The organism is Bradyrhizobium sp. T-1, assembly GCF_053592855.1.
In genome coordinates this window covers 4,199,644-4,226,413 of the sequence record NZ_CM132115.1, presented here as the reverse complement: position 1 = coordinate 4,226,413, position 26,770 = coordinate 4,199,644, and the positions used below count along the sequence as shown (strand labels likewise).

General features: G+C 64.4%; 29 protein-coding genes. 16 read left to right on the top strand and 13 right to left on the bottom strand.

Features of this window, described 5'->3' with window-relative positions:
* Window positions 1-56: 56 nt before the first annotated feature.
* From ACWAT4_RS20355 to pncA, 4 genes are all read right to left on the bottom strand, one after another.
* Complete coding sequence (locus ACWAT4_RS20355; protein WP_449727890.1) at window positions 57-440, bottom strand: GrlR family regulatory protein; 384 nt, start codon at window positions 438-440, stop codon at window positions 57-59.
* Window positions 441-477: 37 nt separating this feature from the next.
* The gene (locus ACWAT4_RS20350) at window positions 478-2,511 is read right to left on the bottom strand and encodes an NAD(+) synthase (protein WP_449727889.1); all 2,034 of its coding nucleotides are present in this window, start codon (window positions 2,509-2,511) and stop codon (window positions 478-480) included.
* Window positions 2,512-2,659: 148 nt separating this feature from the next.
* Complete coding sequence (locus ACWAT4_RS20345) at window positions 2,660-3,778, bottom strand: alpha/beta fold hydrolase (protein ID WP_449727888.1); 1,119 nt, start codon at window positions 3,776-3,778, stop codon at window positions 2,660-2,662.
* 13 nt (window positions 3,779-3,791) lie between these two features.
* Complete coding sequence (pncA, locus tag ACWAT4_RS20340) at window positions 3,792-4,430, bottom strand: bifunctional nicotinamidase/pyrazinamidase (protein ID WP_449727887.1); 639 nt, start codon at window positions 4,428-4,430, stop codon at window positions 3,792-3,794.
* A gap of 259 nt (window positions 4,431-4,689) precedes the next feature.
* On the opposite strand from pncA, the gene glk reads away from it, so the two are divergent.
* The 3 genes from glk (at window position 4,690) to ACWAT4_RS20325 (ending at window position 6,309) form a co-directional block, all read left to right on the top strand.
* Window positions 4,690-5,658 carry a glucokinase gene (gene glk / locus ACWAT4_RS20335; RefSeq protein ID WP_212302387.1) on the top strand — a complete coding sequence of 323 codons (969 nt, stop codon included), beginning with the start codon at window positions 4,690-4,692 and terminating at the stop codon, window positions 5,656-5,658.
* 143 nt (window positions 5,659-5,801) lie between these two features.
* Window positions 5,802-6,005 (top strand): hypothetical protein, encoded by a 204-nt coding sequence (locus ACWAT4_RS20330; RefSeq protein ID WP_128966278.1) that lies wholly within the window; start codon window positions 5,802-5,804, stop codon window positions 6,003-6,005.
* A 148-nt stretch (window positions 6,006-6,153) separates the two neighbouring features.
* The gene (locus tag ACWAT4_RS20325; RefSeq protein WP_212302303.1) at window positions 6,154-6,309 is read left to right on the top strand and encodes a hypothetical protein; all 156 of its coding nucleotides are present in this window, start codon (window positions 6,154-6,156) and stop codon (window positions 6,307-6,309) included.
* Window positions 6,310-6,405: 96 nt separating this feature from the next.
* On the opposite strand, the gene ACWAT4_RS20320 is transcribed toward ACWAT4_RS20325, so the two are convergent.
* A complete protein-coding gene (locus tag ACWAT4_RS20320) occupies window positions 6,406-6,783 on the bottom strand; it encodes a response regulator (protein ID WP_212302304.1) in 378 nt (125 codons plus the stop codon).
* A 112-nt stretch (window positions 6,784-6,895) separates the two neighbouring features.
* Window positions 6,896-7,699 (bottom strand): Spy/CpxP family protein refolding chaperone, encoded by an 804-nt coding sequence (locus ACWAT4_RS20315; RefSeq protein ID WP_212302388.1) that lies wholly within the window; start codon window positions 7,697-7,699, stop codon window positions 6,896-6,898.
* Window positions 7,700-8,183: 484 nt separating this feature from the next.
* Here ACWAT4_RS20315 and ACWAT4_RS20310 point away from each other — a divergent pair, with 484 nt between their 5' ends.
* From ACWAT4_RS20310 to ACWAT4_RS20285, 6 genes are all read left to right on the top strand, one after another.
* Window positions 8,184-9,527, top strand: a complete 1,344-nt coding sequence (locus ACWAT4_RS20310; protein ID WP_212302305.1) for an ABC transporter substrate-binding protein — start codon at window positions 8,184-8,186, stop codon at window positions 9,525-9,527.
* 126 nt (window positions 9,528-9,653) lie between these two features.
* Window positions 9,654-10,589 (top strand): carbohydrate ABC transporter permease, encoded by a 936-nt coding sequence (locus tag ACWAT4_RS20305; protein WP_449727886.1) that lies wholly within the window; start codon window positions 9,654-9,656, stop codon window positions 10,587-10,589.
* Complete coding sequence (locus ACWAT4_RS20300) at window positions 10,589-11,500, top strand: carbohydrate ABC transporter permease (RefSeq protein ID WP_212302307.1); 912 nt, start codon at window positions 10,589-10,591, stop codon at window positions 11,498-11,500. Before ACWAT4_RS20305 ends, ACWAT4_RS20300 begins: the two co-directional genes overlap by 1 nt.
* A 20-nt stretch (window positions 11,501-11,520) precedes the next feature.
* Complete coding sequence (locus ACWAT4_RS20295; RefSeq protein WP_212302308.1) at window positions 11,521-12,621, top strand: ABC transporter ATP-binding protein; 1,101 nt, start codon at window positions 11,521-11,523, stop codon at window positions 12,619-12,621.
* A gap of 34 nt (window positions 12,622-12,655) precedes the next feature.
* Entirely contained in the window at window positions 12,656-13,645 is a 990-nt protein-coding gene (locus tag ACWAT4_RS20290; protein WP_212424716.1) for a hydroxyacid dehydrogenase, read from the top strand.
* Window positions 13,646-13,904: 259 nt separating this feature from the next.
* Complete coding sequence (locus tag ACWAT4_RS20285) at window positions 13,905-14,402, top strand: hypothetical protein (protein ID WP_212424715.1); 498 nt, start codon at window positions 13,905-13,907, stop codon at window positions 14,400-14,402.
* A 61-nt stretch (window positions 14,403-14,463) separates the two neighbouring features.
* Here ACWAT4_RS20285 and ACWAT4_RS20280 read toward each other — a convergent pair whose 3' ends face one another.
* Window positions 14,464-14,961 carry a DUF1993 domain-containing protein gene (locus tag ACWAT4_RS20280; protein WP_212302389.1) on the bottom strand — a complete coding sequence of 166 codons (498 nt, stop codon included), beginning with the start codon at window positions 14,959-14,961 and terminating at the stop codon, window positions 14,464-14,466.
* 128 nt (window positions 14,962-15,089) lie between these two features.
* Between ACWAT4_RS20280 and ACWAT4_RS20275 the strand changes: the two genes are divergently transcribed.
* From ACWAT4_RS20275 to ACWAT4_RS20260, 4 genes are all read left to right on the top strand, one after another.
* Window positions 15,090-15,884 (top strand): transporter substrate-binding domain-containing protein, encoded by a 795-nt coding sequence (locus tag ACWAT4_RS20275; RefSeq protein WP_212302311.1) that lies wholly within the window; start codon window positions 15,090-15,092, stop codon window positions 15,882-15,884.
* Between the two features lies 1 nt (window position 15,885).
* Window positions 15,886-16,386: a hypothetical protein gene (locus ACWAT4_RS20270; protein ID WP_449727885.1), complete on the top strand. Its 501-nt coding sequence runs from the start codon at window positions 15,886-15,888 to the stop codon at window positions 16,384-16,386.
* Between the two features lie 177 nt (window positions 16,387-16,563).
* A complete protein-coding gene (locus ACWAT4_RS20265) occupies window positions 16,564-17,463 on the top strand; it encodes a DUF2147 domain-containing protein (protein WP_449727884.1) in 900 nt (299 codons plus the stop codon).
* Between the two features lie 181 nt (window positions 17,464-17,644).
* On the top strand, window positions 17,645-18,001 hold the full coding sequence (locus tag ACWAT4_RS20260) for a hypothetical protein (RefSeq protein ID WP_212302313.1): 357 nt from the start codon (window positions 17,645-17,647) through the stop codon (window positions 17,999-18,001).
* A 64-nt stretch (window positions 18,002-18,065) separates the two neighbouring features.
* Here ACWAT4_RS20260 and ACWAT4_RS20255 read toward each other — a convergent pair whose 3' ends face one another.
* Window positions 18,066-18,470 (bottom strand): (R)-mandelonitrile lyase, encoded by a 405-nt coding sequence (locus tag ACWAT4_RS20255; RefSeq protein ID WP_212424711.1) that lies wholly within the window; start codon window positions 18,468-18,470, stop codon window positions 18,066-18,068.
* Between the two features lie 18 nt (window positions 18,471-18,488).
* Window positions 18,489-19,187, bottom strand: a complete 699-nt coding sequence (locus ACWAT4_RS20250; RefSeq protein ID WP_212302315.1) for a ribonuclease activity regulator RraA — start codon at window positions 19,185-19,187, stop codon at window positions 18,489-18,491.
* 247 nt (window positions 19,188-19,434) lie between these two features.
* Between ACWAT4_RS20250 and pxpB the strand changes: the two genes are divergently transcribed.
* The 3 genes from pxpB to ACWAT4_RS20235 are packed head-to-tail and all read left to right on the top strand — an operon-like array spanning window position 19,435 to window position 21,996.
* Window positions 19,435-20,166, top strand: coding sequence for a 5-oxoprolinase subunit PxpB (gene pxpB / locus ACWAT4_RS20245; RefSeq protein WP_449727883.1), 732 nt, complete (start codon window positions 19,435-19,437; stop codon window positions 20,164-20,166).
* Complete coding sequence (locus ACWAT4_RS20240; RefSeq protein WP_212302317.1) at window positions 20,163-21,200, top strand: 5-oxoprolinase subunit C family protein; 1,038 nt, start codon at window positions 20,163-20,165, stop codon at window positions 21,198-21,200. Before pxpB ends, ACWAT4_RS20240 begins: the two co-directional genes overlap by 4 nt.
* Before the next feature lie 28 nt (window positions 21,201-21,228).
* The gene (locus ACWAT4_RS20235) at window positions 21,229-21,996 is read left to right on the top strand and encodes a LamB/YcsF family protein (protein WP_212302318.1); all 768 of its coding nucleotides are present in this window, start codon (window positions 21,229-21,231) and stop codon (window positions 21,994-21,996) included.
* Between the two features lie 109 nt (window positions 21,997-22,105).
* Here ACWAT4_RS20235 and ACWAT4_RS20230 read toward each other — a convergent pair whose 3' ends face one another.
* From ACWAT4_RS20230 to ACWAT4_RS20215, 4 genes are all read right to left on the bottom strand, one after another.
* On the bottom strand, window positions 22,106-22,258 hold the full coding sequence (locus ACWAT4_RS20230; protein ID WP_212302319.1) for a hypothetical protein: 153 nt from the start codon (window positions 22,256-22,258) through the stop codon (window positions 22,106-22,108).
* 211 nt (window positions 22,259-22,469) lie between these two features.
* Window positions 22,470-24,086 (bottom strand): sulfite reductase subunit alpha, encoded by a 1,617-nt coding sequence (locus ACWAT4_RS20225; protein ID WP_212302320.1) that lies wholly within the window; start codon window positions 24,084-24,086, stop codon window positions 22,470-22,472.
* Entirely contained in the window at window positions 24,083-25,885 is a 1,803-nt protein-coding gene (locus ACWAT4_RS20220) for a NirA family protein (RefSeq protein WP_449727882.1), read from the bottom strand. Before ACWAT4_RS20220 ends, ACWAT4_RS20225 begins: the two co-directional genes overlap by 4 nt.
* Before the next feature lie 13 nt (window positions 25,886-25,898).
* Complete coding sequence (locus tag ACWAT4_RS20215) at window positions 25,899-26,729, bottom strand: formate/nitrite transporter family protein (RefSeq protein WP_212302322.1); 831 nt, start codon at window positions 26,727-26,729, stop codon at window positions 25,899-25,901.
* Between the last annotated feature and the right edge of the window lie 41 nt (window positions 26,730-26,770).

The window sequence follows — 26,770 nt, the reverse complement described above, 5'->3', positions numbered from 1 at the left end:
AATGTTCCTGAGCAGGAACGTCGCTATTCCACCAAGGAGAGCAGATCAGGTCGCGCTTACATCGCGTCCATGAGCGTCAGCCGCGCCGTGAAGGTCACGCTGGTCTTGCCAACCAGCGCCATGCCTTCGACCACGGCACCGCCGGCGGAATAGTCACCCGAGAAGCCGCAAGTAACTTCCCTGCCTCCGAACGCAAGCGTCCGGCCGACGGCTTCGGTATGCTGATTGACGATCATGTCGCCGCGCCACTTGCCGTTCCGGAACGTGTAGCGGCCGGTGTAATAGAAATAGCTGTCTCCGCCCATGATGCGTCCGTCGCAGAGCACGACCACGCCCCTCGCCTGCCCGCGCTTTCCATCGCGCATTTCGATGTCGAAGATGTAGAGGCCGTTGACGACCCTGGTTTCGTCACCCGCTTCTGATCCGCCCCCGCCGGACATCAGATCATCTCCCCACCATCGGAAACGCGCACATCGATCACTTCGGCACGTGACGCTCGAGATCTTCCAGCCACGCCGCCGCGCTGGAATCCGAGGGCGCACGCCAATCGCCACGCGGCGACAGCGAACCGCCGGCCGAGACCTTTGGTCCGTTCGGCATCGCCGAGCGCTTGAACTGGCTGAACGCGAAGAAGCGACGCAGGAAGACCTCTAACCAGCGGCGGATCTCGGCAAGATCGTAGGCCCTGCGCTTGTCGCTCGGGAACGCCGGCGGCCACTCGCCCTTGGCGACGTCCTTCCAGGCGTGCAACGCCATGAAGGCGATCTTGGACGGCCGCAGGCCGAAGCGCAGCGTGTAGAACAGGTTGAAATCCTGCAGCTCATAGGGCCCGACGGAGGCTTCGGTGCTCTGCGGCTTCTCGCCCGGCTTGACCGGAACCAGCTCCGGCGAGATCTCGGCCGACAGGATCGAGGCCAACGTCCCGTTCACGTCGCCGCTGAACTGCTTCGAGGCGATCACCCAGCGGATCAGATGCTGGATCAGCGTCTTCGGCACGCCGGCGTTGACATTGTAGTGCGCCATCTGGTCGCCGACGCCATAGGTGCACCAGCCGAGTGCGAGCTCGGAGAGATCACCGGTGCCGATGACGATGCCGCCATGATGATTGGCGAGCCGGAACAGATAGTCGGTGCGCAGGCCTGCCTGAACGTTCTCGAAAGTGACGTCGTAGACCTTCTCGCCCGTACCGAAGGGATGACCGATGTCTTTCAGCATCTGCGTCGCCGTGGGGCGGATGTCGAGCTCCTGCCAAGTCGTCTTGAGCGCTTTCATCAGTGCCAGTGCATTGGTCTTGCTCTCGCTGCCGGTGGCAAAGCCGGGCATGGTATAGGCAAGAATGTTTTCGCGCGGCAGACCGAGCAGGTCGACGGCCTTGGCGGCGACGATCAGCGCATGGGTGGAGTCGAGGCCGCCCGAGACGCCGATGACGACGCGCCTGGTGCCCGTGGCGCGCATGCGCTGCACGAGGCCGGCGACCTGGATGTTATAGGCCTCGTAGCAATCCTGCTCGAGCAGGCTTTCGTCGCTCGGCACGAATGGAAAGCGCTCGATCTTGCGAAGGAAACCGATGTCGGCGGCCGGCGGCTTCAGGGCGAAGCTGACCTTGCGGAAGCTGCCCTCGCGCTGCCGGCGATTGTCGTCGAACGTGCCCATCAGGGCGCGCTCCTGCCTGAGCAGGTCGAGATCGACGTCCGCGGTGGTGATCTGGCCGCCCTGGCGGAACCGCTCGCCCTCGGCGAGCAGCGCGCCATTCTCGTAGATCGACGTCTGGCCGTCCCAGGCAAGATCGGTGGTGGATTCCCCTGCTCCGGCGGCGGAATACACATAGGCCGCAAGGCAGCGCGCCGAGGTCGACTGGCACAGCAAGGCGCGCGAGCGCGCCCGGCCGATCGTGATCGGGCTGCCCGAGAGATTGATCAGCACCGTGGCACCAGCAAGCGCGAGTTCTGACGCCGGCGTCACCGGGATCCACATGTCCTCGCAAATCTCGACGCCGATGGTCAGGCCCGGAACGTCGTCGGCCGCAAACAGCAGGTCGGTCCCGAACGGGACGCGAAACGTGCCGACCGCGATGGCCTCACCGGCGATGCCGGTGCCGGAGGCGAAATGCCGCCCCTCGTAGAATTCGCGATAGGTCGGCAAATAGCTCTTGGGCACGACGCCAAGCACGTTGCCGCGATGAATGACGACGGCACAATTGTAGATGCGATGACCGAAGCGCAGCGGCGCACCGACGATCAGGACGGTCATGAGCGCGGAGGAGGCTTCGGCGATCGCGACGAGGCCGCGGTCGACCGCGTCAAGCAGCGGGTCCTGCTTCACCAGATCTTCGATCGCATAGCCGGACAGGCACAGCTCAGGAAACACGGCAACCGCCACCGACTGGTCATGGCAGGCCCCCGCAGCTGTCAGGATCGCCTTCGCATTGGCCGTGGGATCGGCCACATGAGAGGTGGTGACGCAGGCCGCCACGCGCGCAAATCCGTGGGCGTAGATCGAGTGGAAGCTCATCGCGCAAAGAACCCTTAAATCTTTAATCTTGTCGCAAGCCGACTGGAGCCGGCTCCGGACTCTTATCTAGCCCATCGACCGGGGCCCGTGCAGGCCATCCGCCATCATGCATAACGGATTTGCAGCTTCGCCGGCCTGTTCGGCAGCGTCAGGCGCTTCGTGCCAGCACGCTGGAAAGGTCGTCCCGCAGCCATTCAGCGATCCGGGGCCAGGCATGGGCGTGAGTCCGCGCGCCCATGAACAGGCCGAGATGGGTGCTGGGCTCGGACGCCGCAGCGACGAAAGCCGGCTGCGTGCCGATGAGGCTGGCCGTCGCAAGCGCCTGCACGGCCGGAACGACATCGTCGTCGAGCCCGGCCAGCAGAAACAGCGGCGCCTTGATGTCCTTCAGCTCAATGGCGCGGCCGAGCGCTGTGAAATTGCCTGCGGCGATGCGGTTCTCCCGAAAGATCCAGTTGACGATCTGGAGATAGTAGGCGCCCGGCAGGTTGAGCGTCTCGGTGTTCCAGCGATCGAAGCGTTCGAGCAGGGCCGTCCCCTCCTCGTCCGAGAGATCTCTCTGCAACGCCGCCGCGATGTCGTTGTGGTCAGGCGCTTTCGACCAGACATGCAGCATCTCTTCGCCACTGACGTTGCCGCCGCCGCGCGCAACGAGCTGGTCGTAGACCATCTCGGGCGCGTTGCGGGCGAGTTGCGCGAGCCTCGACTCGACCGAGAGATCGACCGGCGCGCCGACCAGGACGAGCCGCCGCACCTTGGCCGGATAGCGCGCCGCATAGAGCAACGACAGCCAGCCGCCCTGGCACAGGCCGACCAGATCGACCGGTGCGCCGATTTCGTCGACGGCGACATTGAGATCGGACAGATAGCTGTCGATCGAGAGATAGCGCATGTCCGGCGAGGCCGAGCGCCAGTCGGTGAGATAGATCCGATCGATGCCGCCATCTTGCAGCGACTGCACCACGCTGTGGCCGGGCGCAAAATCGGCGATCAGCGCCCGATGCAGCGCATAGGGCGCGCAGACCAGCGCCGGCTGGCCGGATCGCGTCCGCGAGCAATCGCGCAGGCGCATGGTGGCAAGCTCCAGCGCCACGGTGGCTGGCGTGGTCCAGGGGAGCTCGTCCTCGGCCTGCTCCACCGGCCTGCGCTCCAGCCACCAGAGGCAGGCGTCCATCGCGAGCCGTGCCGCCGCAAACGGCCACAACATCGGATCGTCGGGATCGCGGCCCGTTCCGCCGGGCTGCTGGCTGCTCTTCTCCACCGCCATTATCGGGTCTTCCTCACAGGAACGCCTCCAGGCCGACGACCGAAATGCCGAGTTGCCGAAAGCTGTGATGGGTCGCAGCGACCGAGCCGTCGAGATCGATGCCGCGGCAGGCGTCCTCGATCACGGCAACCTCGAAGCCCGCCTTGCGCGCATCCTCCGCGGAAAAGCGGACGCAAAAATCGAGCGCGAGGCCAACGACGAAGATGGTCTTCAGCTCGCGTTCGCGCAAATAGCCGAGCAGGCCGGTCGGCGTCCTCTTGTCGTTTTCAAACAGCGCTGAGTAAGAATCGATCCCGCGGCGAAAGCCCTTGCGCACCACCAGGCTTGCGCGCCTGACGTCGAGATCGCGGTGGAATTCGGCGCCGGCCGTGCCCTGGACGCAATGCGTCGGCCAGAGCACCTGGGTGCCGTAGTCGAGCTCGATGGTCTGGAACGGCTGGCGGCCGGCATGATTCGGCGCGAAGGAGACGTGGTCGCCGGGATGCCAGTCCTGCGTCAGCACCACATTGGCGAATTTTTGGGCGATCCGGTTGATGGCGGGGACCACCTTCTCGCCACCGGGAACGGCAAGCGCCCCGCCCGTGCAAAAATCGTTCTGCACGTCGATCACCAGCAGCACGTCGCGGTCGGATATCTTCATTGCGGGTCCCATGTCATCCGCCCCGGCGCAACGGACGCCGGCCGTTCTCGCCAGTGTCGATCTTCCCGGCTTGCTTCGCAACCACCGGCACCTTGCGCCGATGTCGCGCGAATGGCGGGCCGATCTTCCCTGGATGCAACGCTTTGGGGCCGTACGTGTTGACTAGCCGCACCCAAGGACGGATTCTCCGGTGCCCGCGACATGGGGATCGGGGCGAAGGAGTGGAGGAGAAGGGTTCCCGCGGCCCGCAAGGCCCGGCAGCCAAATGGTCATGAGTATCGGCAAGACAGGAAACATTCTTCTCGCCGATATCGGCGGTACCAATGCGCGCTTCGCCCTGAGCAATGGCGAGCAGATCGGTGCGATCGACTATGTGAAGGTCGCCGATCATCCCACCGTGCGCGAGGCCATCGCCGACGTGCTTCGGCGCGCCGACAGCGAGAAGCCGGTCAGGGCCGTCCTGGCCGTCGCCGGTCCCGTCACCAATAACCGCTGTGTCATGACCAACAGCCCCTGGGTCATCGACGGTAACGAGCTCCAGCCGGCGCTCGGCTTCGACAGTGTCCACGTGCTCAATGATTTCGAGGTGATGGCCTGGTCGCTGCCGGCCTTGCAGCCGGCCGACCTGATTCCGCTCGGCGGACAGGACGGCATGTCCGGGGAGCCGCTGCTGGTGGTCGGGCCCGGGACCGGTTTTGGCGTCTCCTGCCTGGTCGAGCGCCACGGCTCCCGGCTCGCCGTCGTCACAGAGGCCGGTCACGCCACCCTGCCGGCGGAGAATGAGCGCGAGGAGCGGGTGATCGCCGCGATGCGCCGGCGCTTCGGCCATGTCTCCATCGAGCGCGGCGCCCTCTCCGGCTCCGGACTGCAATCCCTCTATGAGGCGATGGCCGAGGTCGATGAAGCCCAGGTGCCGCAACGCGACGCCGCCGGTATCACCAAGGCGGCGCTGGAAGGAACTTGCGAGCTCAGCCGCGCGACCCTGGAGATGTTTTGCGCCATCCTCGGCTCCGTGGCCGGCAATCTCGCGGTGACCTTCGGTGCCAGGGGCGGCGTCTACATTGCCGGCGGAATCGTGCCGCGCTTTCCGGAATTCCTCGCGGCCTCCGCGTTTCGCGCCCGCTTCGAGGCCAAGGGGCGCTTCCAGGACTATCTGCGCAACATCCCGACGCGCCTCGTCACCAAGCCCGACGCGAGCTTCGTCGGCCTGAAGATGTTCGCCGACCACACTGCAGGGTGAGGCGCACCCGCCTTCGCATCGGCGGGTCCGCGAATTCACAGCTGATTGCGGCGCAGGCGTGGCCCCATGCAGAATTGCACTTGCCCGTTTGTTTCCGATGGGAAACAATTCGCGCGTGTGTAGCGTAGGTACGGGGGCGTGACATGCGTAAGCAGGATGTTGGCTTCGACTATCACCGCTATCATCGGCTGTTGACCGAAGCGGACGATGACGACAAGCGCATGGCGCTGATCGAGCTGTTGATCGAGGAAAAGGCCCGGGACCGGCTGGCCGCCCAGCGCGCCTCCGACCGCGCCGCGATGACGGCCCACACCATTGCGACGGTACTGAGGGCCGGCCGCAACTAAGGCTTGCAGGACCTGCTGTCACGCCGCGAGGAGTCCGCGATCGATTGCGATTCCGTTAAGGATCCCTGGCAATCCCGCATCAAACTTTTTGCTCTAAGAGTTCCCTCACCTGATCCAATTCAGGATCAATACACAGGGGGGAATGAACATGAGCATGATTTCGCTCGCCGAAATGCCGGCTGCCGTCCAGACCCGGTCGAACGATTTTTCTCTCAAAGCCATTATCATCTTCTGCTGCATGGGCCTTGTCGCCTCGTTCAGCCTGATGGCGCATGGCATCGATCTCAGCATCGGCCTGATGTGAAATATCGACGGATCTTCCGTCACCGAATGGCCGCCCTCTCGGGCGGCCATCTTCGTTCACGGCGGCTTATCGCTGACACCGTCAGCGTGGCGCCCTTCAGTGCGGCGCCTTGGCGACCGCGTCCGGAAACAGCGAGTCGATCATGGTCTTGAGCTGGTCGAGCGCAATCGGCTTGCGCAGGATCGGCCGGCGCCGGAGCAAGGACGGCAGCAACTCCGGCCCGTAGCCGGTCGCGAACAGGAATGGCTTGCCGCGCCGCTCGATCAGGTCGGCGACGGGGTCGACGTAGACGCCCATCAGATTGATGTCGAGGATGGCGAAGTCGTACTGCGCCGTCATCGCAAAGGCGCTCGCATCGCGCACATTGTCCGCTTCCGCGACGACATGGTGGCCAAGCTCCTCCACCATGTCGGCGATCATCATTCGGATCAACGCCTCGTCTTCGACCAGGAAAACGGAGAGTCCGTCCGCCATATCAACCCCGCAAGCCTCTTTGCGAAGCTAACCATACCCGATTTGCGAAAAGGATTCACGAATTCGTGGCCTGCCAAATTGCCCTACGCACGCAAATCCGATTCAAGTTCGATCAATCCAGGCCGCGCTCGTGGCTGAGGCGGACCATCTCCTGGATGAACACCTCCTTCTGCTTGTCGTCGAGGCTCGAGAACAACGGTTCGGCGGCATCGGCGACATTGCGCTGATCGGCGGCGCGATCGATCAGGAACTGCGACTCGTTGCGCATCTGCTCGATGATGTCATCGGGCGGATCGCGCTTGGCCCGCGCAATGCGCAGATTCAGGCGCTCCGCGCCATTGTGCCCGAGGTAGTGCATGGCGCTGGAGAAGCCGAACCAGTGCTTCTCCTGATCGGGCGTGAGGTTCAGCTCGGTCTTGATGCGCTCGATATAGGAATCGCTGTTGGCGACGATCTGGTCGGCGGTCAGTTGTGGCGTGCCGGGCTGGGTCAGGACCGTGACGTCCTTGTCCTTGGCGTCCGGCGGAGTGTTCCTGGCCTCCTTGCTGGCCTTGGCACCCTTGGCGCCTTTCGCCGTCTTGCCGTCCTTGTCCTTGGCGCCCGGCTGCTTCGAGTCTTTGCTGGCATCCTTGGATGCATCCTTGCTCGAATCCTTGGCGGCGGGCGCCTGATTGCCATTATTGTTGTTGACGCCGAGCACACCGGTGAAGACACCGACCACGCCGCCAATGGCCCCGCCCAGGACGCCACCGACGGGACCTGCCGCCTTGTTGCCGGCTGCGGCACCGTCCTGGACGCCCTTGACCAAACCTTGAGCGTTCGCAACTGCGGCCGCGCCAACCAGCACAGTCAGCACGGACCCGAGCGCGAGCCATCGTCGCAGGCCAAGCCGCGCAGGCGGCGCCGGGGTGATCATCTTGGTCTCCATCTCGATCTGCTTGCCCTCTTGGGAAACGGCAGGCCTCCTGCCGGTTGCAACATTACCGTTCTCGCCACGCGGAGGTCTAGGCGCGGACCATCGCTGTCCCCGCTTGAAAATTGAGTGGCGCAAAGCGGTTATGCAGGCTCAATCGGAACTGCGGCGTAATTGCGCATGGATCGTCTTGCACCGGCGCAGCTCGGCGTGTGCGTCGCAAAAGAAACAGCGTCGGCGGACGGCCGACGCACGCCTCGGCCTTCCCGTACACAACGTTAGTTCTAGAGCGCGGGGCATTCGGCTTTCTCGACAGATGCAATCAATCATGATCTGATCGCGCTATCAATTTTGCCGCGTTACAGCGTGATTTGCGGCTGGCAACGACGGCGCCAATAAGAAACGTCCCACGACAATATCATAAACAAACTCGGAAAATTCAGAGGAAACGACAGAACAACAAAACACACCAAGGCGAGGAAACGAGATGTCACGCAAGACACTGACGCGACGTCAATTTGTAGCTGCCACTGCAATGTCCTCCACGGCACTGATCGCAGCGCCCTATATCCGAGGCGCTTATGCCGCCGGCAAACTCTCGATCGGATTCTGGGACCACTGGGTGCCCGACGCCAACAAGGCGTCCACCGCTCTCGTCAATGAATGGGCCGAGAAGGAGAAGGTCGAGGTTTCCATCGACTACATCACCAGCCAGGGCAACAAGCTCCTCCTGACGATGGCGTCCGAAGCCCAGGCAAAGTCCGGTCACGATATCCTGTCGTCCCAAATCGGCTGGCAACCGCACGCCTATGACGATTTGCTTGAACCGGTCAATGACGTCATGGAGCCGGTCATCAAGCAGAACGGCGAGGTCAACGGCACGGTCAAGTATCTCGGTCAGTCCGGTGGCAAATGGCTCGCCGTGCCCGGGACCGCTGGCAGTCAGATCAAAGGTCCCTGCTCGCGTATCGATCTGATGAAGAAATACGCGAACATCGATGTACAGGAAATGTATCCGGCCGGTTCACCGCCCAAAGCGGACAACTGGACGATGGATACGTTCCTCAAGGCGGCTGAAGCCTGTCAGAAGGGCGGCTTCCCCTTCGGCATCGGCCTCGGCCAGACTCCGGACAGTATCGATACCGCAGGTGCGATCTTCCAGTCCTTCGGCGCCGAACTCGTCAACGCCAAGGGCGACATAACCGTGAAGACGGACGCAGTCCGCCAGGCGCTCGAATACTACAAGAAGCTGATCGCCTTCCTGCCGCCGGACGCTCCCTCGTGGGACGACGCCTCGAACAATAAATGGCTGATTTCCGGCCGGGGCGCGCTGATCATGAACCCCCCGAGCGCCTGGGCGGTTGCCAAGCGCGATGCGCCGCAAGTTGCCGAGCAATGCTGGACCCACGGTTTTCCGTCCGGACCGAAGGGCCGATTTGCGCCTTTCCAGCCGTTCTTCTGGAGCATCTGGAAGTTTTCCAAGAACAAGGAAGCAGCCAAGAGCCTGCTGAGCCACCTGTCGCAGCCATCCGCGATCGAAAGATTTGTTCAGGCGAGCGGCGGCTACGATCTGCCTGCGTACGCAAATATGACAACACTGAAGACCTGGGCCGAAGAAGCGCCTCCCAAGGGCACGCTCTATCACTATCCGAACCCCTACAATCATCAGACGTTGTCGATTGCGGCCGCACCAGCGCCGCCAAAGATTGCGGAGCAGATCTATAATCAGGGAACGCTGACCAAGATGGTGCTGCGCTACGCTCAAGGCGAGAAGATGGAAGATACGCTCGCCTGGGCCGAGAGCGAGTGCGAAGGATTCATGCGAAGCTGATGCCGGGGTGTGCCAGGGCGGTTCACGCTAACCGCGCGTGAGCCGCCCAGGGCTCCGATCCGCCCGCATGAGAAGCCGACCAATGCGGCCGGCTTGCCATTGTACACCCAGCAAGGACGCTGCCCCATGGCCGATGTCGTCGTAGAACAAGGTCGCGTCGGCCGCACGAGCCGGCGCAAGGGCGCAAGCCTGCACAACGTGTTGGGGCGAAAATCAACGGTGGCGTTTTTCCTGACGCTGCCCCTAATCCTGGTGATCGCCCTCCTCGTGCTCTATCCTGCCATCTATTCGGTGCACCTGGCGACCCTGAACAAGTCGATGCAGAAGTTCGTCGGGCTCGGCAACTTCACCTTCCTGTTCAAGCGCGAGACGTTCTGGATGGTGGTGAAGCAGTCCTGCATCTTTGCGGTCACCGCCGTGATCTTCAAGGCGCTGATCGGCTTCATCGTCGCGCATTTCGTCCACAACATTCCCGGCAAGAAGCAGCGCAAATGGCGCGGCATGCTGCTGGTGCCCTGGGTGATTCCGCCCGCGATGAGCACGTTGGCCTGGCTCTGGCTGTTCGATCCCTCCTACAGCGCCTTCAACTACACGCTCTCCTTCTTCGGTATCGGTCCGATCCCCTGGCTCGGCGAAACCTTCTGGGCGCGCTTCTCCGTCATCCTCGTCAACGTCTGGTACGGAGCGCCGTTCTTTCTGATCATGTATCTGGCCGCGCTCAAGTCGGTTCCCGACCAGCTCTATGAGGCAGCCGCGATCGACGGAGCCAATTGGTGGCAGAAGATCTGGTACGTCACGTTGCCGATGATGCGCAACATCATCGCCATCACGACACTGTTCTCCCTGATCGTGACCTTCGCCAATTTCGACATCGTGCGCATCCTGACCGCGGGCGGCCCGCTGGATACGACGCAACTGTTCGCGACCTGGGCGTTCCAGGTCGGCATCCAGAGCAGCGACATCCCGCTCGGCGCCTGCGTCTCGCTGTTCATGGTGCCGATCCTTGCCGTCGCAGCGATCTTCATCCTGCGCGATGTCACCAAACGCGGGAATGAATCCTGATGAGCACGATGGCAATCGACAAAGCCGGACCGAGCCGCAAGGTCAAATACGGAAGTATGAGTCGGGATCGCACCTGGGCGCTGCGCTGGTCCTATTTCTTCCTGGTGCTATTTGCGATCTTCTTCCTGACGCCACCGGTCTACATGCTGATCACCTCGCTCAAGAGCAGCGCGGAGATTTCGGCGGCGACCAACCCGTGGTGGGTGTTTCACCCGACGCTCTCGAACTATGTCGAGCTTCTGACGTCGAACCAGTTTCTGCGCTTCTTCTGGAATTCGTCGATTGTGTCGATCGTGGTGGTGATCATCACCATGCTGATCAGCATCCCGGCGGCGTTCGCGCTGGCGCGGATGAAGTTCTGGGGCTCGGCTACGCTCGCGACCGGCGTGTTTCTGACTTATTTGGTCCCCGACAGCCTGCTGTTCATCCCTCTGTTCAAGATGCTGGCGCTTGTTCAGGACCTGACCGGCATCACGCTGCTCAACCGGTGGTACGTGCTGCTGTTCGTCTATCCGACCCTGACCGTGCCGTTCTGCACCTGGATCATGATCGGCTATTTTGCCTCGATCCCGAAGGAGCTCGACGAGGCAGCGATCATCGATGGCGCCTCCTGGCTGCAGACCCTGCTGCGGATCTTCATTCCGGTGGCTCTGCCCGGACTGATCGCGGCCACAATCTTCGCCTTCACGGTGTCCTGGGCCCAGTTCCTCTATCCCCTCGTGTTCACGACATCCGTGGACCAGCTCGTGCTGCCGGTCGGCATCATCACCACGCTGATCAAGGGCGACGTCTTCAACTGGGGTCAGATCATGACCGGCGCGCTTCTCGGCGCGGCGCCGCCGTTGATCATCTACGCCTTCCTGATGGACTACTACATTGCCGGCCTGACCGCCGGCGCGACGAAGGGTTGAAATCGAGAGGTTCAAGTTCAATGGCCGACGTTTCCCTGCGTAAGGTGATCAAGCGTTATGACGATGTCGAAGCGGTACGCGGCATCGATCTTGATATCTCCGATCATGAGTTCATCGTGCTGGTTGGCCCCTCCGGCTGCGGCAAGTCGACCACGCTGCGCATGATCGCCGGCCTCGAGGACATCAGCGACGGCGACATCATGATCGGCGGCGACGTCGTCAACGACGTGCCCCCGAAGGACCGCGACATCGCCATGGTGTTCCAGAACTACGCGCTCTACCCGCATATGACGGTCGCCGAGAACATGTCGTTCGGGCTGCGCTTGAAGCACTATCCCAAGGCCGAGATCAAGGCGCGGGTGACGGAGGCAGCCCGCCTGCTCGATATCACCGATCTGATCGACCGCAAGCCGAAGCAGCTCTCCGGCGGCCAGCGCCAGCGCGTCGCCATGGGGCGCGCCATCGTGCGCAATCCGAAAGTCTTCCTGTTCGACGAGCCGCTGTCCAATCTCGACGCCAAGCTGCGCGTGCAGATGCGGATCGAGATCAAGAAGGTCCACCAGAAGGTTCGCACCACCACCGTCTACGTCACTCACGACCAGGTCGAAGCGATGACGCTGGCCGACCGCGTGGTGGTCATGAACAAGGGACGGATCGAGCAGATCGGCACGCCGAACGAGCTCTACCACAAGCCGGCGACGCGTTTCGTCGCCGGCTTCATCGGCTCACCGGCGATGAATTTCATTCCGTGCCGGCTCGAAGATGCCGGCGGCACGCTCCAGATCCGCCTGACCGACCGCATCGCCTTTGCTCTGCCGCCGGCCCGCGCCGCGCGCTACAATGCGCTGCCTCGCACTGACAGACTGCTGCTCGGCATCCGCCCTGAGCATCTCACCGAGGCGCACGCACATCTGGATCCCGGCGTCGAGACCTTCGACACCGTGCTCGACGTCACCGAGCCAATGGGAATGGAGACGTTGGTCTATTTCGGCCTCGACGGCACGCCGGTGTGCGGCCGCGTCAATCCCAATGCCGGCGCCAAGGACGGAGCCCCCATGCGTTTGGCGATGGACCTCAACAATATGCACCTGCTAAACGAGGAGAGCGGCGTCGTGCTGTGATGCCGACCGAAGAAACGCGAGCAGGCAGGGAACGATGGCGACCAACAAGAAGAAGATTTTCGTTACACAAACTTTGTCGCAGGGGGCACGAGCCCTCCTCACCCAGCGGGACGATATCGAGCTCGTCGAGTTTCCAAACCTTATCTCCGCCAAGGACTTTGAAGCGCTGCTGAAGAGCCATGCGCCGGTTCACGGCGTCGCGCTCGGCGCCACCGCCTTTGGCGAGACCGAGCTCAAAGCCTCCAGGGACATGAAAGTGGTGACACGCATCGGCGTCGGCTACGACGCCGTCGACGTGCCCGCCCTCTCCCGCCGCAAGGTGCCGCTGATGGTCGCGGGCAGCGCGAACTCGCCCTCAGTCGCCGAGCAAGCGCTGTTCATGATGCTGACGCTGGCCAAGCGCGCCAATGAGATGCACGCCTGCGTCAAGGACGGCCAATGGGCCAACCGACTCGGCATGCTGCCGTTCGACCTCTACGGCAAGACCGTGCTGATCATCGGCTTCGGCCGCATCGGAAGCCGCACCGCCAAACGGTGCCTCGCGATGGAAATGAACGTGCAGGTCTACGATCCCTACAAGGGAGCGGCCGACATCAAGGCCGCCGGCTGCGAGCCGGTCACTGACCTCGACGCCGCGCTGCCCAACGCCGATTTCGTCACCATCCATTGCCCGAAGACGCCGGAAACCATCGGCCTATTCGACGCGGCGCGGATCGGCCGGATGAAGCCGAGATCTTATCTCATCAACACCGCGCGCGGCGGCATCGTGAAGGAAGCGGCGCTGTACGACGCGCTCGTCTCCGGCAAGCTCGCCGGTGCCGGCATCGACGTGTTCGAGGTCGAGCCGCCGCCGGTCAGCAATGCGCTGTTCGCGCTGCCCAACGTCATCATGGCCCCGCATGTCGCCGGCGTCACCGTCGAGGCGGTGAGCCGCATGAGCGAGCAGACCGCGCGCAACATCCTGAGCGTGCTGGACGGCGATCCGATCCGGCAGAACATCATCAATCAGGACGTGCTTGGTTGAGGTAAATCCGAAGGCGGGCGGCTAAAGCGCGATGAATCCTCATCGCGCTTTAGCTTATTGTTTGTGCGCGATCTTTCCGGAAAACGCTGCGCACTTTTCCGGATCATGGTTGGTCTGGTGGCCTTCGGAAGGCCAGAATGCGTCCCATTTTGGTGCAGATCAGGCCCCAACTCAGCCTTAATCAAACCCGCGTAATGTATCCGGCCGCGGCGGCAGTGGGACAGACTTTGCCGGCCGCGTCGAGCTGGAGGATGGACCCTTGTCAGAGATCGACCCGACCGACCACGCGCTGGCGACCATCGCCAGCATTTTGGAGCACCCCGAGCCGGCCCTGGTTGTCCGCGAAACCGAGATCATCCGCGAGACCGAGATCGTCGTCGTTGGTGAGCAGCCGGTCGTCGAAGAACATCATGCGGTTGACGAGCAACCGGTCGCTGACGAGCATCCGATGATCGAGGAGCAGCCGCTGGTGCCGGACCACACCGACGCTGACGGCTACAGCAAGGTCGGCCCCGGACCGATGGTCGCGATCCGCCTGAAATGGACGGTGCATCGGGGCGACGACCGCCAGTACTACGTTCACGAGACCATCGGCGAGCAGTCGGCCCCCGTGGTCAGCGGCCCGATGACGAGCGAGGCCGCCGTACGCTTCGTCGACGAGCACGAGGATGAGGCCCGTCGGCGCTTCGAGCTGCTCCGCAGCGAGATCGCCGGCCGCAGCTCGCTCGCCGATTACGAGCGCAAGGGCGAAGCGTAACACTGGCAGGAGGTCTCCGTGCACCTCTCCCGACGGGAGAGGTGTACATCGGGCCCGCCAATTACTTGCGGCCCAAAAAATCCTTCTTCACGAGCTCGACGCCGGCGTGCCGTAGCAAGTCGTACGCGGTCGTGACGTGAAAGAAGAATTGCGGGACGCTGTTGGTGAGCAGCAGCGTCCGCCCGGTAAAGGGCAGCTCGGTCCCGTTCTTGAGCCTGAAGAACACCTTCAGCTCGGCAGCCGCATCGATCTCGGCGCGCGGCAGGCTTTCAATGAATTCGATCGAGGTGGCGATCCGCGCCTGAAGCCCGGCCATGTCGTGCTCCAGCGGCGGCAGCGCGACCGGTTCGCACTGGGCCAGCAAGGCCGGAGCGACAGTGGCATGGCGGCAGGCTTCGCCGACCTGCTGGGCTAGATCGTACATGTTCGGCGCCATGCGCATGCCGAGCAGGACCGCAGGATTGAACTTGCGGGTCTCGGCATAGGCAACGCCCTTGTCGAGCAGGACGGACAGATTGCGCAGGTAAGGCACGAAGAGGCCCACCGAGGCCTCGTACATCGAGATCGTCACGCCAAGATTCCTTTCAATTCCGCCTCGCCAGAAACTGGCATCTGGTCTAAATCCACGTCTTACGGCTGCACAATGACAGCTTGGGCATGAGTGGAAAAGACTTGGGTGGAAAAGAGATGATCGTTCGAGTGACTGTTCGGATCTTGGCGGCTTTGGCCGTGATGTTGCTGGCAAACCTCTCGGCTTACGCACAGCAGGCGGCCCCTTCGCGCCTCGACGAGATCATCAAGCGCGGCACATTGCGCGTCGGCATGACCGGCGACTACAAGCCCTTCACCTATCTGGACAAGGCCACGCAGCAGTTCTCCGGTTTCGACGTCGACATGGCCGAGGCGTTGGGCAAGGCGCTCGGCGTCAAGGTCGAGTTCGTGCCGACGGCCTGGCCGAAGCTGATGAAGGATTTTGAGGCTGACCAGTTCGACATCGCCATGGGCGGCGTCTCGGTCACGCTCGACCGCCAGAAGAAGGGATTCTTCTCGATCCCGATCATGCGCGAGGGCAAGACGCCGATCGCGCGCTGCGCCGACGTCGGCAAGTATCAGACGCTTCCCGACATCGACAAGAAGGGCACCCGGGTCATCGTCAATCCCGGCGGGACCAACGAGCGTTTCGCGCGCGCCAACGTCAAGGATGCCGACATCACCGTCTTCCCCGACAACACCGCGATCTTTGACGAGATCGCCAAGGGCAATGCCGATCTGATGATGACGGACGCCTCCGAGACCCGCTACCAGCAAAAGCAGCACTCAGGCGTGCTCTGCGCGGTGCACCCGGACAAACCGTTCGACTTCTCGGAGAAGGCCTACTGGCTCCAGCGCGACACGGCGCTGAAAGCCTTCGTCGATCAATGGCTGCACCTCTCCATGGAGGACGGCAGCTACAAGAAGATCTACGCCGCCTGGTTCGACTAGCATGCGGCTGATGATCGCGTTGGCGATCGCGCTCGCGGTGGCCGGGGCTGGTAACGCATCCGGACAGGCGCCCTTCACGCCGGCGACCGGCCCCGCCTGCAGGGATCAATCCAAGGAAGGGTTCGGGCTGTGGACCTGCCCCGGCCCGGCCGGCTACGTGGTGCGCTTCGCCGACGAGGGCAATATCGTGTCACTCACGATCGCCCCCAGGCGATCGATCGAAAAGCTGCAGGGACCGACGGCGCAATGGCGCGGCGCCGGCAAGGCCTTTGGCGACAAGGTGCAGTGGATCATGCGCGCCGGTGCGCCCAGGGCCGCGATCATACGCGCCTGGAGCCGGGTCGGTGACGACGAGCGCGAGGTCCAGGAGCTCAAGGTGTTCGCGATCAATGGCGAGAAGGCCTGTCTTGTTGGCGCGGTCGAGATCCACACCGACAAGGCCAACGCGGCGGCCCTCTCCCGCGCCGAGCAGGCCGCGGATTCAGGCTGCGCGGAGAAGTAGCTGGACGAAGCGCGGCGGCTGGTCGCAACCGCGCGTCCAACTCTGGACCGAGTTTCGCGTTATTGAACCCTGAACCGCCGGCAGACGACTCATACCGTGACAGTGATCTAGATCACTTTTCGCGATCGGACCGGAGCGTAAGCGTCGGTGCGGGGACCACCTGTTCGGGAGATGGAAATGAGGAAGCTGTTGGCCACGGCCGCATTCCTTTTGGCGAGCACCGCAGCACAAGCGCAGTACACTTTCGAATATGGCGGGCGCACCATCCGCATCGATCCGGACCGCGGCACGGTGCAGATTCCCGGCGTTTACGACAACACCGGTCAGGGCAAGGCCAAGAAGGCCAAGAAGAACGATACCAAGCCGGACCAGCAGGCCCCACAACAGGCCAAGTCCGATCCGCAAGCACCGGCCGCGCCAGCGCCGGCCCCCGCGCCTGTGGCAGCCCCGTCCGCGGCAGAACAAGCGCCTGCTGCTCCCGCCCCCGCAGCCGCGGCACCGCCTCCTGCTCCGCTGCCCCCGCCAGCGCCGCCTCCGGCCACAACCGCCAACAACGCGCCGGCCGAAGACGCGATGGTGCCGCCGCCTCAACCGGCGCCGAGCGCTGCCCCGACGGTGGCCGCGGTGCCGCCCGCACCGCCTCCCCCGCCAGCTCCGACCGTTGCAGCCGCGCCGCCGGCTCCGCTTCCGCCACCTGCGCCGGCGGCCGCTCCCGCTCCCGTTCAGTCCGCCGCCGTCGCACCGCCGCCGCCTGCCGCCGGGCCTGCGCGCGATCTCACCTCGCCGCTCGGCGTCTGGCTCACCGAGGAGAAGGAAGGCAAGGTTCGCATCGAGCAGTGCGGCAATAACCTCTGCGGCTATTCGGTCGACAGCAAATCGAACCAGAACGGCGAACAGGTCTTGATCAACATGAAGCCCGGCAAGGACCAGAAATGGTCCGGGCGCATCCTCGATCCCAACTCCGGCTCGACCTACGATTCGACCATTACCCTGAAGGGCACGGACCGCCTGCGCGTGCAGGGCTGCGCCTTCGGCGGCATGTTCTGCGGCGGCCAGACCTGGACGCGCGTGAACTAGGATCGAACGCAACGTAGCGAGACGGACAAGGGGCCCGTGATCCGGGCCCTTTGCGTTTGCTCCGCGCTATCCCTGCGACGTGCGTCACCTCACAGAGCATCTCGCACGCGTGATAGTCCTCACATCGCTCCTTCCGCGCCCATGACACGATCCCCGCATGGTCAACCCCAAGGGGCGTGTCATGAACGGATTTTGCAAAGGACTCTTCGCCGCCATTGTCGCGATCGCCTTCCCGCTCACGCAGGCGGATGCCGCGGGCTCGACTTTCGACGGCACATGGAACGTCCGCATCTCGTCATCGAGCGAGACCTGCGGCAACGGCGCGACCGTCGCGATCGGCATCAGCAACGGTCAGATCGCCTCGAGCAGCGCCGCGGTAACCGCGTCGGGCCGCGTCGCGGACGCCGGCGCGATCAATGTCAGCCTGAGCACGGGCATCAAGCACGCCGTCGGCTTCGGGCGCCTCAGCGGCACCTCGGGCTCCGGCACCTGGCGCGGCGCCCTGTGCTCGGGCACGTGGACGGCGGAGCGGTTGTAGCTCCAAGCCGAGAATGAGAGACGCACCGCCCAAGGGCGATGCGTCTTGTCAGAGAGGCCGCTGGCTAGCCGAGCGGCGCGTTATATTCGGCGTCCGTCACCGGCTCCAGCCAGGTCGAGAACACGCCGTCCAACGCTTCCTGCATCGCGATATGGCACATGCTGTTGCCCGGCGAGGCGCCATGCCAGTGCAGTTCGCCCGGCGGGATCCAGACGGTGTCGCCGGGACGGATCTCCTGGACCGGACCGCCCTTGGTCTGGACGCGGCCGACGCCCGAAATCACGTAGAGCGTCTGCCCGAGCGGATGATGGTGCCAGTTGGTGCGGGCGCCCGGCTCGAACGAGACGCGCGAGACATTCAACCGCGCCGGCGCGGGCGCCATGTTGATGGGATCCTGCAGCACCGTGCCGGTGAAGTGTTCCTTGGGCGCGCGGCGGGTCGGCCGCGCACCGGCGAGCGTGATATCCATGGAGTACCTCGTTTCCTGTTACTTCTTGCTGGCGGCGTAGCGCGCCTTGGTTTCGGCGTTCATGGGATAGAGGCCCGGCAGCACGGCACCGTTGTTCACCTCGTTGACGATCCAGGCTTCCATGCGCTCCTGCTCGACGCCTTCATTGAGGACGTGCTCGAGCATCGCCTGCGGGATCAGCACGCAGCCGTCCTGATCGGCGACGACGATGTCGTTCGGGAACACGGCGACGCCGCCGCAACCGATCGGCTCGCCCCAGCCGACGAAAGTCAGGCCGGCCACGGAAGGCGGCGCGGCATAGCCGTCGCACCACACCGGCAGATTGGTGCCGAGCACGCCCTCGACGTCACGCACCACACCGTCGGTGACGAGCGCGGTGACACCGCGCTTCACCATGCGGGCGCAGAGAATGTCGCCGAAGATGCCGGCGTCGGTGATGCCCATGGCGTCGACTACCGCGATGCAACCATCAGGCATCGCCTCGATCGCGGTGCGCGTCGAGATCGGCGACGACCAGGATTCCGGCGTCGCCAGGTCCTCGCGCGCGGGCACGAAGCGCAGCGTGAAGGCGGGTCCGACCAGCCGCGGCAGGCCCGGGCGCAGCGGACGCGCGCCGCGCATCCACACATTGCGCAGGCCCTTCTTCAGCAGGACCGTGGTGATGGTGGCAGTGGTGATGCCGGCGAGGGTCTTGCGGGCTTCGGGGGACAGCGACATGGACGAGAACGAGCTCCGAGGTGCGGGAAAGAACGCGCGCATCTTGCGAGCCGGACGCTTGCCGTCAAGGCCCAAAGCCCTGACGAGAACGCGGCCCTGCCGGGCTGTTATGCACCACGATAACAAGGCTTTATCGCCACCCCCGGGATTAATTTATTGGACTTGCGGGCGCATTTACGCGAAGCAGGGACAAGGCGGAACTCAAGGTCGAGCCCGCGCATTTCCAAAGGCCCGAATTCGACATCTCATGGCCGCGACGCTCCCCCCGCCCCGCCTTCTGCCCAGTGGCGACAGCGCCGTCACGGTCGAGTTCAGCCGCACCATCGACGACGCCGCCAATGAGCGCGTGCTCGCGCTCGACAAGGCGCTCGCCGCCGCGCCCATCGACGGCATCTCCGAGACCATCCCGACCTATCGTTCGTTGCTGGTGCATTACGATCCCGGCAAGATCGGCTTCGACGCACTCGGCGAAAAATTGCTCGCGATCGCCGGCCAGCCGCTGCCTGCGAGCACCAAAGCGCGGCGGTGGCGCATTCCCGTCGCCTATGGCGGCGAGCACGGCATCGACCTCGAGGATGTCGCGAAAGCGCTGAACACCACGCCCGACGACATCGTCGCCCGCCACGCCGGCGGCGACTATCGCGTCGCCATGATCGGCTTCACGCCCGGCTGGTCCTATCTCAGCGGCCTCGACAAATCCCTGCACATGTCGCGACGGCAGAGCCCGCGGCTGTTCACGCCCGCTGGCACGATCTCGATCGGCGGCATCCAGGCCGGCATCCAGTGCCTTGCCGCGCCCAGCGGCTGGCACCTGCTCGGCCGCACGCCGGTGCGCACCTATCAGCTCCACCGTAACCCGACCTTCCTCACCGACCCCGGTGATCGCGTGACGTTTTTCCCCATCGACCACAAGACGTTCGAGGAGCAGGACCGCGCCGCCGAAGCCGGCGAGATCATTGCCGAGCGGGTCGACGCATGAGCCGGCTCATCGTCGCCAGCATCGGGCCTGCGAGCTCCGTCCAGGACGGCGGACGGCACGGTGCGCAGCGCTATGGCCTGACGGTGAGCGGCGCCATGGACCGGCTGGCGCTGGCCGCAGCGAACACGCTGGTCGGTAACGAGCCGTTCGCAGCCGCTGTCGAGGTCGGCCCGTTCGGCGCCACGTTCACGGCCAAGGACGGCGCGGTGCGCGTCGCAATCGCCGGCGCGCCGCGCAATGCCGACATCGCCGGGAAACCCGTGGCGATGGACACATCCATCACGCTGAAGGACGGCGAGACGCTCACGCTCGGTTTCGCGCGAGGCGGTGCGTTCACGTATCTCGCGATCGAAGGCGCCATCAAGGGCGAGCTGGTGTTCGGCAGCCTCGCGGTGAATGCGCGCGCCGGTCTCGGCAGCCCCTACCCGCGCCCGCTTCAGGCCGGCGATGAATTCACCGTCGATGCCGCGAGCGGCGCGCCCGAGCTGCGCATCGAGCTGCCGAAGCCGGTGAGCGGGCCGATCCGCGTCGTGCTGGGCCCGCAAGACGACGAGTTCGACGACGCCAACAAGGCATTGTTCCTCGACAGCGACTGGAAGATCTCGGCGACCTCCGACCGCATGGGCTACCGGCTCGAAGGCCCCGCGATCAAGCACCTGCACGGCCACAACATCGTCTCCGACGGCACCGTCAACGGCAGCATCCAGGTGCCCGGCAATGGTGCGCCGATCGCACTAATGATGGACCGCGGCACCAGCGGCGGCTATCCCAAGATCGCAACCGTGATCACGGCCGATGTCGGTCGCCTCGCCCAGACCTCGGCCGGAACGTCATTCCGCTTCAAGGCCGTCACCATGGCCGAGGCGCAGGACGAGGCGCGCAAATTCCAGCAAATGATCCGTACGTTGCCCGATCGTCTGCGCTCCTCCGACACCGTCGAGCTCAACATCGACGCACTGAGCGATGCCAATGTCGCGGGCTATGCGGTGAGCGCCATGGATGCCGGGACGTGGCAGGTCACGGCCGAGCCGTAGACAACAAGACCAAAGGCGGAGAGCAACCATGAAGACGATCGATCTCAATTGCGACCTCGGCGAAGGTTTTGGCGCGTGGGAGATGGGCAACGATGCCGCGATGATCGAACTCGCAAGCTCGGTCAACGTCGCCTGCGGCTTCCATGCCGGCGATCCCGACATCATGCGGCGGACGGTTGAGCTCGCAAAGGCGCGTGGCGTCTCGGTCGGCGCGCATCCGGGCTACCGGGACCTGCACGGCTTCGGCCGGCACCCGATCGCCGGCCTGAAATCCTCCGAGATCGAGAACCTCGTCGCCTATCAGATCGGCGCGCTGCAGGCGATCGCAACGGCAGCCGGCCACAAGGTCACGCATGTGAAGGCGCATGGCGCACTCTCCAACGTGGCCTGCGAGGACGACATGACGGCGAAGGCGATCGCCGCCGGCATCAGGGCGGTGGACCCCAGCCTGATCTTCGTCGTGCTCGCCAATTCGAAGCTGGTGAAGGCCGGCGAAGAGGCGAACCTGCCGATGGTGCACGAGGTATTCGCCGACCGCGCCTACGAGGACAACGGCAATCTGGTCTCGCGCAAGAAGCCCGGTGCCGTGCTGCACGATGCCAAGGCGATCGCCGATCGCGTGGTGCGGATGGTGCAGGATGGCGCGGTGGTGTCGGTGACCGGCAAGGTCATCAAGATGCGCACGGACACGGTGTGCATCCATGGCGACACGCACGGCGCGGTCGAGATCGCGCGGACCTTGCGTCAGGCGTTGAAGGATGCAGGCATCGAGGTCGCGCCGTTCAAGCGCGGGTGAGGTCTATCGTCATTCCGGGGTGATGCGAAAGCATCGGACTATGGTGCGAAATTGCGCACCCGAGAATCTCGAGGTTCCGGGTTCGGCTCCGCCGCCCCGGAACGACAACCTAGAACGGGTGCACCGACAGCGTGCCGAACACGATCGCGGCGATGACGGCGAAAGCGCTGTAGAGCCCGATGTGATGGGCGTTCGCGACCGTCCGCCGCGAGAGCGAGCGCGCGTAGAAGTGCAGCCTGGCTTCCGCCGATAGTTCGCGCATGGTCGATCTCCAACGCCCCATGTGCGGGATTATGAGGGATCGACCGGGGTGGCGGACAAGACGGCCGCGGAAATAGCGATGCGCTTCTCTCAAGACCGCGCCTCGCAGGCACAAATTCTTCCGAGGCCCGGGTTCAGAGAATCTTATTCGTTAAATTCCGAGCCAGATGGAACCGGCTCGGATGACACTGGAATGACAGCCCGAGCAAGGGTCAGTACACGTCCGCCTGGAATCGTCCCTTCTTCTTGAGATCGGCGACAAAGCTGACGGCCTCGTCGGTCGAGCGCGCACCGAACTGGGCGACGATGTCGACCAGCGCGCGCTCGACGTCCTTGGCCATGCGCTTGGCATCGCCGCAGATGTAGAGATGCGCGCCCTCGGCGAGCCACGTCCAGACCTCGCGGCCGAGCTCGCGCATGCGGTCCTGCACGTAGAACTTCTTCTCGCCGTCACGCGACCAGGCGAGCGACAGACGCGTCAGAAGCCCCGAGGTCTTCATCGCGTTGAGCTCGTCGCGATAGAAGAAGTCGCAATCGCTGCGCTGGTGGCCGAAGAACAGCCAGTTCTTGCCTTGCGCGCCGGTCGCCTTGCGGTCGAGCAGGAAGGCGCGGAACGGCGCGACGCCGGTGCCGGGGCCGATCATGATCACGGGCGTCTTCGGATCCTGCGGCAGGCCGAAGCCGTGTGCCTTCTGCACGTAAACCTTGAGCTTGTCGCCCTCGTTGATGCGCTCGCCGAGGAAGGTCGAGGCGACCCCGAGCCGCTTGCGCTTGCCGATGACGTAGCGCACGGAGTCGACCGTCAGCGACAGCTTGCCGGGCGTCGCATTGTGCGACGAGGAGATCGAGTAAAGCCGCGGCTGCAGCGGCTCCAGCGCTTCGACGAAGGCCTCGGGATGCGGCCGCGTGCCCGAAAACTTCTGTAGCGCGGCCATCACATCGAGCGTTGCGGCATCGCCATCGGGATCCTCGCCCTGCGCCAGCGCCCTCGCCTTTTCGCGCTGGGCGCCGCCGGTGATGAAGGAGAGCAGCTCGAACAGCTTGTCGGGCGCCGGCGACAGCGAGACGTCCTCGACCAGCGCCTCGCGCAGCGTCTTGCTGTTGATCTTGGTGGTATGGGAGGCGCCGAGCAGCGCGATGATCTGGTCGACGAGGCCGAGGTCGTTGCGTGCGAACACGCCAAAGCTGTCGCCGACGACGTAGTCGAGCTTGCTGTCGGAGAGATCGAACTCGACGTGATAGGTCTCTTTCTCCGACCCGCCCTTGTTGAGCAGGCGTCGCGACAGGAAGGTCGCCTCAGCCGGATTTTCGCGGGCACGGCCGAGCTCGGCCTTCACTTCCGGCACAGCCGGCGCACTTGCAGCGGGCGTGGCGGCGGCGCCGGCCGGCTTCGCAGCCGGCGCCTTGTCGATCTCCTCGAAGAGCTGCTTGAGCATCCGCGCCGTCTCCTTGCCGCCGGGGGCGCAGAGGTTGAGGCGCGCTTCGCTCTTGTTCGCGATCGAGTCGGAATAGTCGGCGCAATTGTAGCCGCACTGGCCGCAATCCTGCTGCGCCATCGCCGCCATCATGCGGCGGCGGAGCGGACGCCCTTCCGCTAGCTTCATGCGATCGGCGATCGGCATCGCCGGATCGTGCCAAGGGGCCTCTCCGTCGTCGCTGTCCCCCTGCGGCGCCAGCACCGCACCGTTCTCAGCCGGCGACAGCGCCGTCGAGCCGTCGAGACCGAACATGCCGACGAGAAACCCGTTCAGCCAGAGACGCTGGCCTTCGGTGAACGGAGCATTGGCCGGAATGATCTCGATCTTGGGAGGCACGGTCATCTGGGTCATGCTGCTACTTCCGCTTCGGCGAGTTTGCGCAGGGCTTCACCGTCATGGCGACGAGAGAAGGTCAGGAACGTCTCTTCGGGCGAGGTGCGGTTGGCGAGATAGGCCTTGAGCAGGCCCTCGACCGTCTTCGGCACATCCTCTGCCTTCACGTCGTGGAACACCTCCTGCCCGATATCGGCATCGGGACCGAAGCCGCCGCCGGTGAAGAGATGATAGCCCTCCACCTGGTCGTCCTCGCTCGCACCCGGCACCTTGGCCGCGATCAGCCCGATGTCGGAGATGTAGTGCTGGGCGCAGGAGTGATGGCAGCCGGTCAGATGGATGTTGAGCGGCGTATCGAGATTGACGCGCTCGTCGCACCAGCCGCCGATCGCGGCAGCGTGGCGCTTGGTGTCGGAGGCCGCGAACTTGCACCCGGCGTTGCCGGTGCAGGCGATCAGGCCGGCGCGGACGTTCGAAACCTGCGTTGCCAGGCCAAGCTTCTCGACCGCAGCGGTGGCGAGCGCGACGTTCTCGTCACGCACACCAGAGATCAGCAGGTTCTGCCAGACCGTCAGGCGGATATCGCCGTCGCCCAGATCCTGCGCGATCTTGGCGACACCGCGCATCTGCTCGCAAGTGAGCTTGCCGACCGGCAGCGCCACGCCGACCCAGTTGAGGCCGGCCTGTTTCTGCTTGTGCACGCCGACATGAGCCATGCGATCGGACAAGGGACGCGGCAGCAGCGCTTCGGCCGGCACGCGCGAGAACGGCTTCTTGAGGCGCTCCTCGACCAGCTTGAGGAAGCCGTCGTGCCCCATGTTGTCGAGCACGTATTTCAGCCGCGCCTTGGTGCGGTTGGTACGGTCGCCGTGCTCGATGAAGACGCGCACGATGGCATCGGCGACGGCGGTCGCGTCCTCCGGGCGAACGACGATGCCGGAGTATTTCGCAAAATCCTTGTGACCGGTGATGCCGCCGAGGCCGAGCTTGAACCAGACCCCGGGCTCGACGCCATGGCCGTCCTTCACCTCGACCGCGGTGAAGGCGATGTCGTTGGTCTCCTCCAGCGCCGCGATCTTGCCGGCGCCGTCGAAGGCGACGTTGAACTTGCGCGGCAGGCCGAACAACGAGCGGTCGTTGAGGATGTGGTAGTGCCATTCACGCGCATAGGGGCGCGTGTCGAGCAGCTCCTGCGGATCGATGCCCGCGGTCGGCGTGCCCGTGACGTTGCGGATGTTGTCGGCGCCGGCGCCGCGCGAGCACAGGCCGATGTCCTGGACGCCCTCGATCAGCGCCACGGCGTTCTTCGGCTCGATCTCGCGGATCTGGAAGTTGGCGCGTGTGGTCACATGGGTGTAGCCGCCGCCACAGCTTTCGGCGATGTCCGCGAGGCCCGACATCTGCCAATGCTTCAGGATGCCGTTGGGAATGCGCAAACGCGCCATGTAGGAGGTCTGCGCCGGCGCCACCCAGAAGATGCCGTAATAGCGCCAGCGGAAATTGTCCGCCGGCGTCGGATTGGCGTTGTTGCGCGCCTGGTCCTTCAACCGTTCATAGGAATCGAACGGATGCATCTCACGCTTGAACTTCTCCTGGTCGGTGAGCTTCTTGCCCGCCGCCGTAAGCTTGTCCTGCGCCTTGATCGCCGCAGCGTCGGGACCGGTCGGCTCGGACGGCGCGCCGCCTCCGCCGGCAGGCGTGCCACCTGCTGCGAAAGCGCGCCCGACACGTCCGACCTGCATGCCGGACATGAAACCTTCGAGATAGCGCTTCTGCTCGTCGGAGAAGTCGGCCGTGGGTGCTGTATCGAGTTTCATGGACTGAATGGACCTACTCTGCTGGCTGGACCGCAACCTGCGCCATGTCGGCCGAGGGCTTGGCGGGCTTGTACGTCGTGTAGAGTGCGAGGCCGGTGAAGACGAAGCCACCGACGAGATTGCCGAGCGTCACGGGGATCTGATTCCACAGCCACCAATCGGAGACGCTGACCTTGGCGCCGAGCATCATGCCGGTCGGGATCACGAACATATTGACGACGGCATGCTCGTAACCGAGCGCGAAGAACAGGAAGATCGGCAGCCAGGTCGCCGTGATCTTGCCGACCGTGGAGGTCGAGGTCATCGCCATGACGACGCCGAGGCAGACCAGCCAGTTGCAGAGCATCGCCTTGACGAAGACGGAGACCATGCCGGCCGTACCGATCGCGGCGTTGCCAATCGTCTTGGCCTCGGCAACCGCGACGATGCGCGCGGCGACGCCGGCGACTTCGAGCTTGCCCATGTTGGTGAGCGAGATCGCGATCAGTGCACCGACAGCGATGCTGCCGACCAGGTTGGCGACGAAGACCCAGGACCAGTTGGCGATGACCGCATTCCAGCTCGCCTTGCCCTCGAGGCGGGCCAGCGGCACGATGGCGAAGCTTCCGGTGACGAGCTCGAGACCGAGGAGCACGATCATCACGAGGCTGACCGGAAAGATCAGCGCGCCGACGATGGGCTGCCCCGTCGTCACCGCGCCGGTCAGGGCGAGCGTCGTGGCCGCACCCAGAAGCGCGCCGGAAATTGCGCCGCGGATCATGATGTCGCGCGGGGCGAGCGCCAGCTTCTTCAGGCTGGCATCGACCATCGAGGCCACAACATCAGAGGGTTTCGCGTAATCCATATCGAAGCTCCAGCTTGCCGCGCGAGAGGCGGCGTCAACGG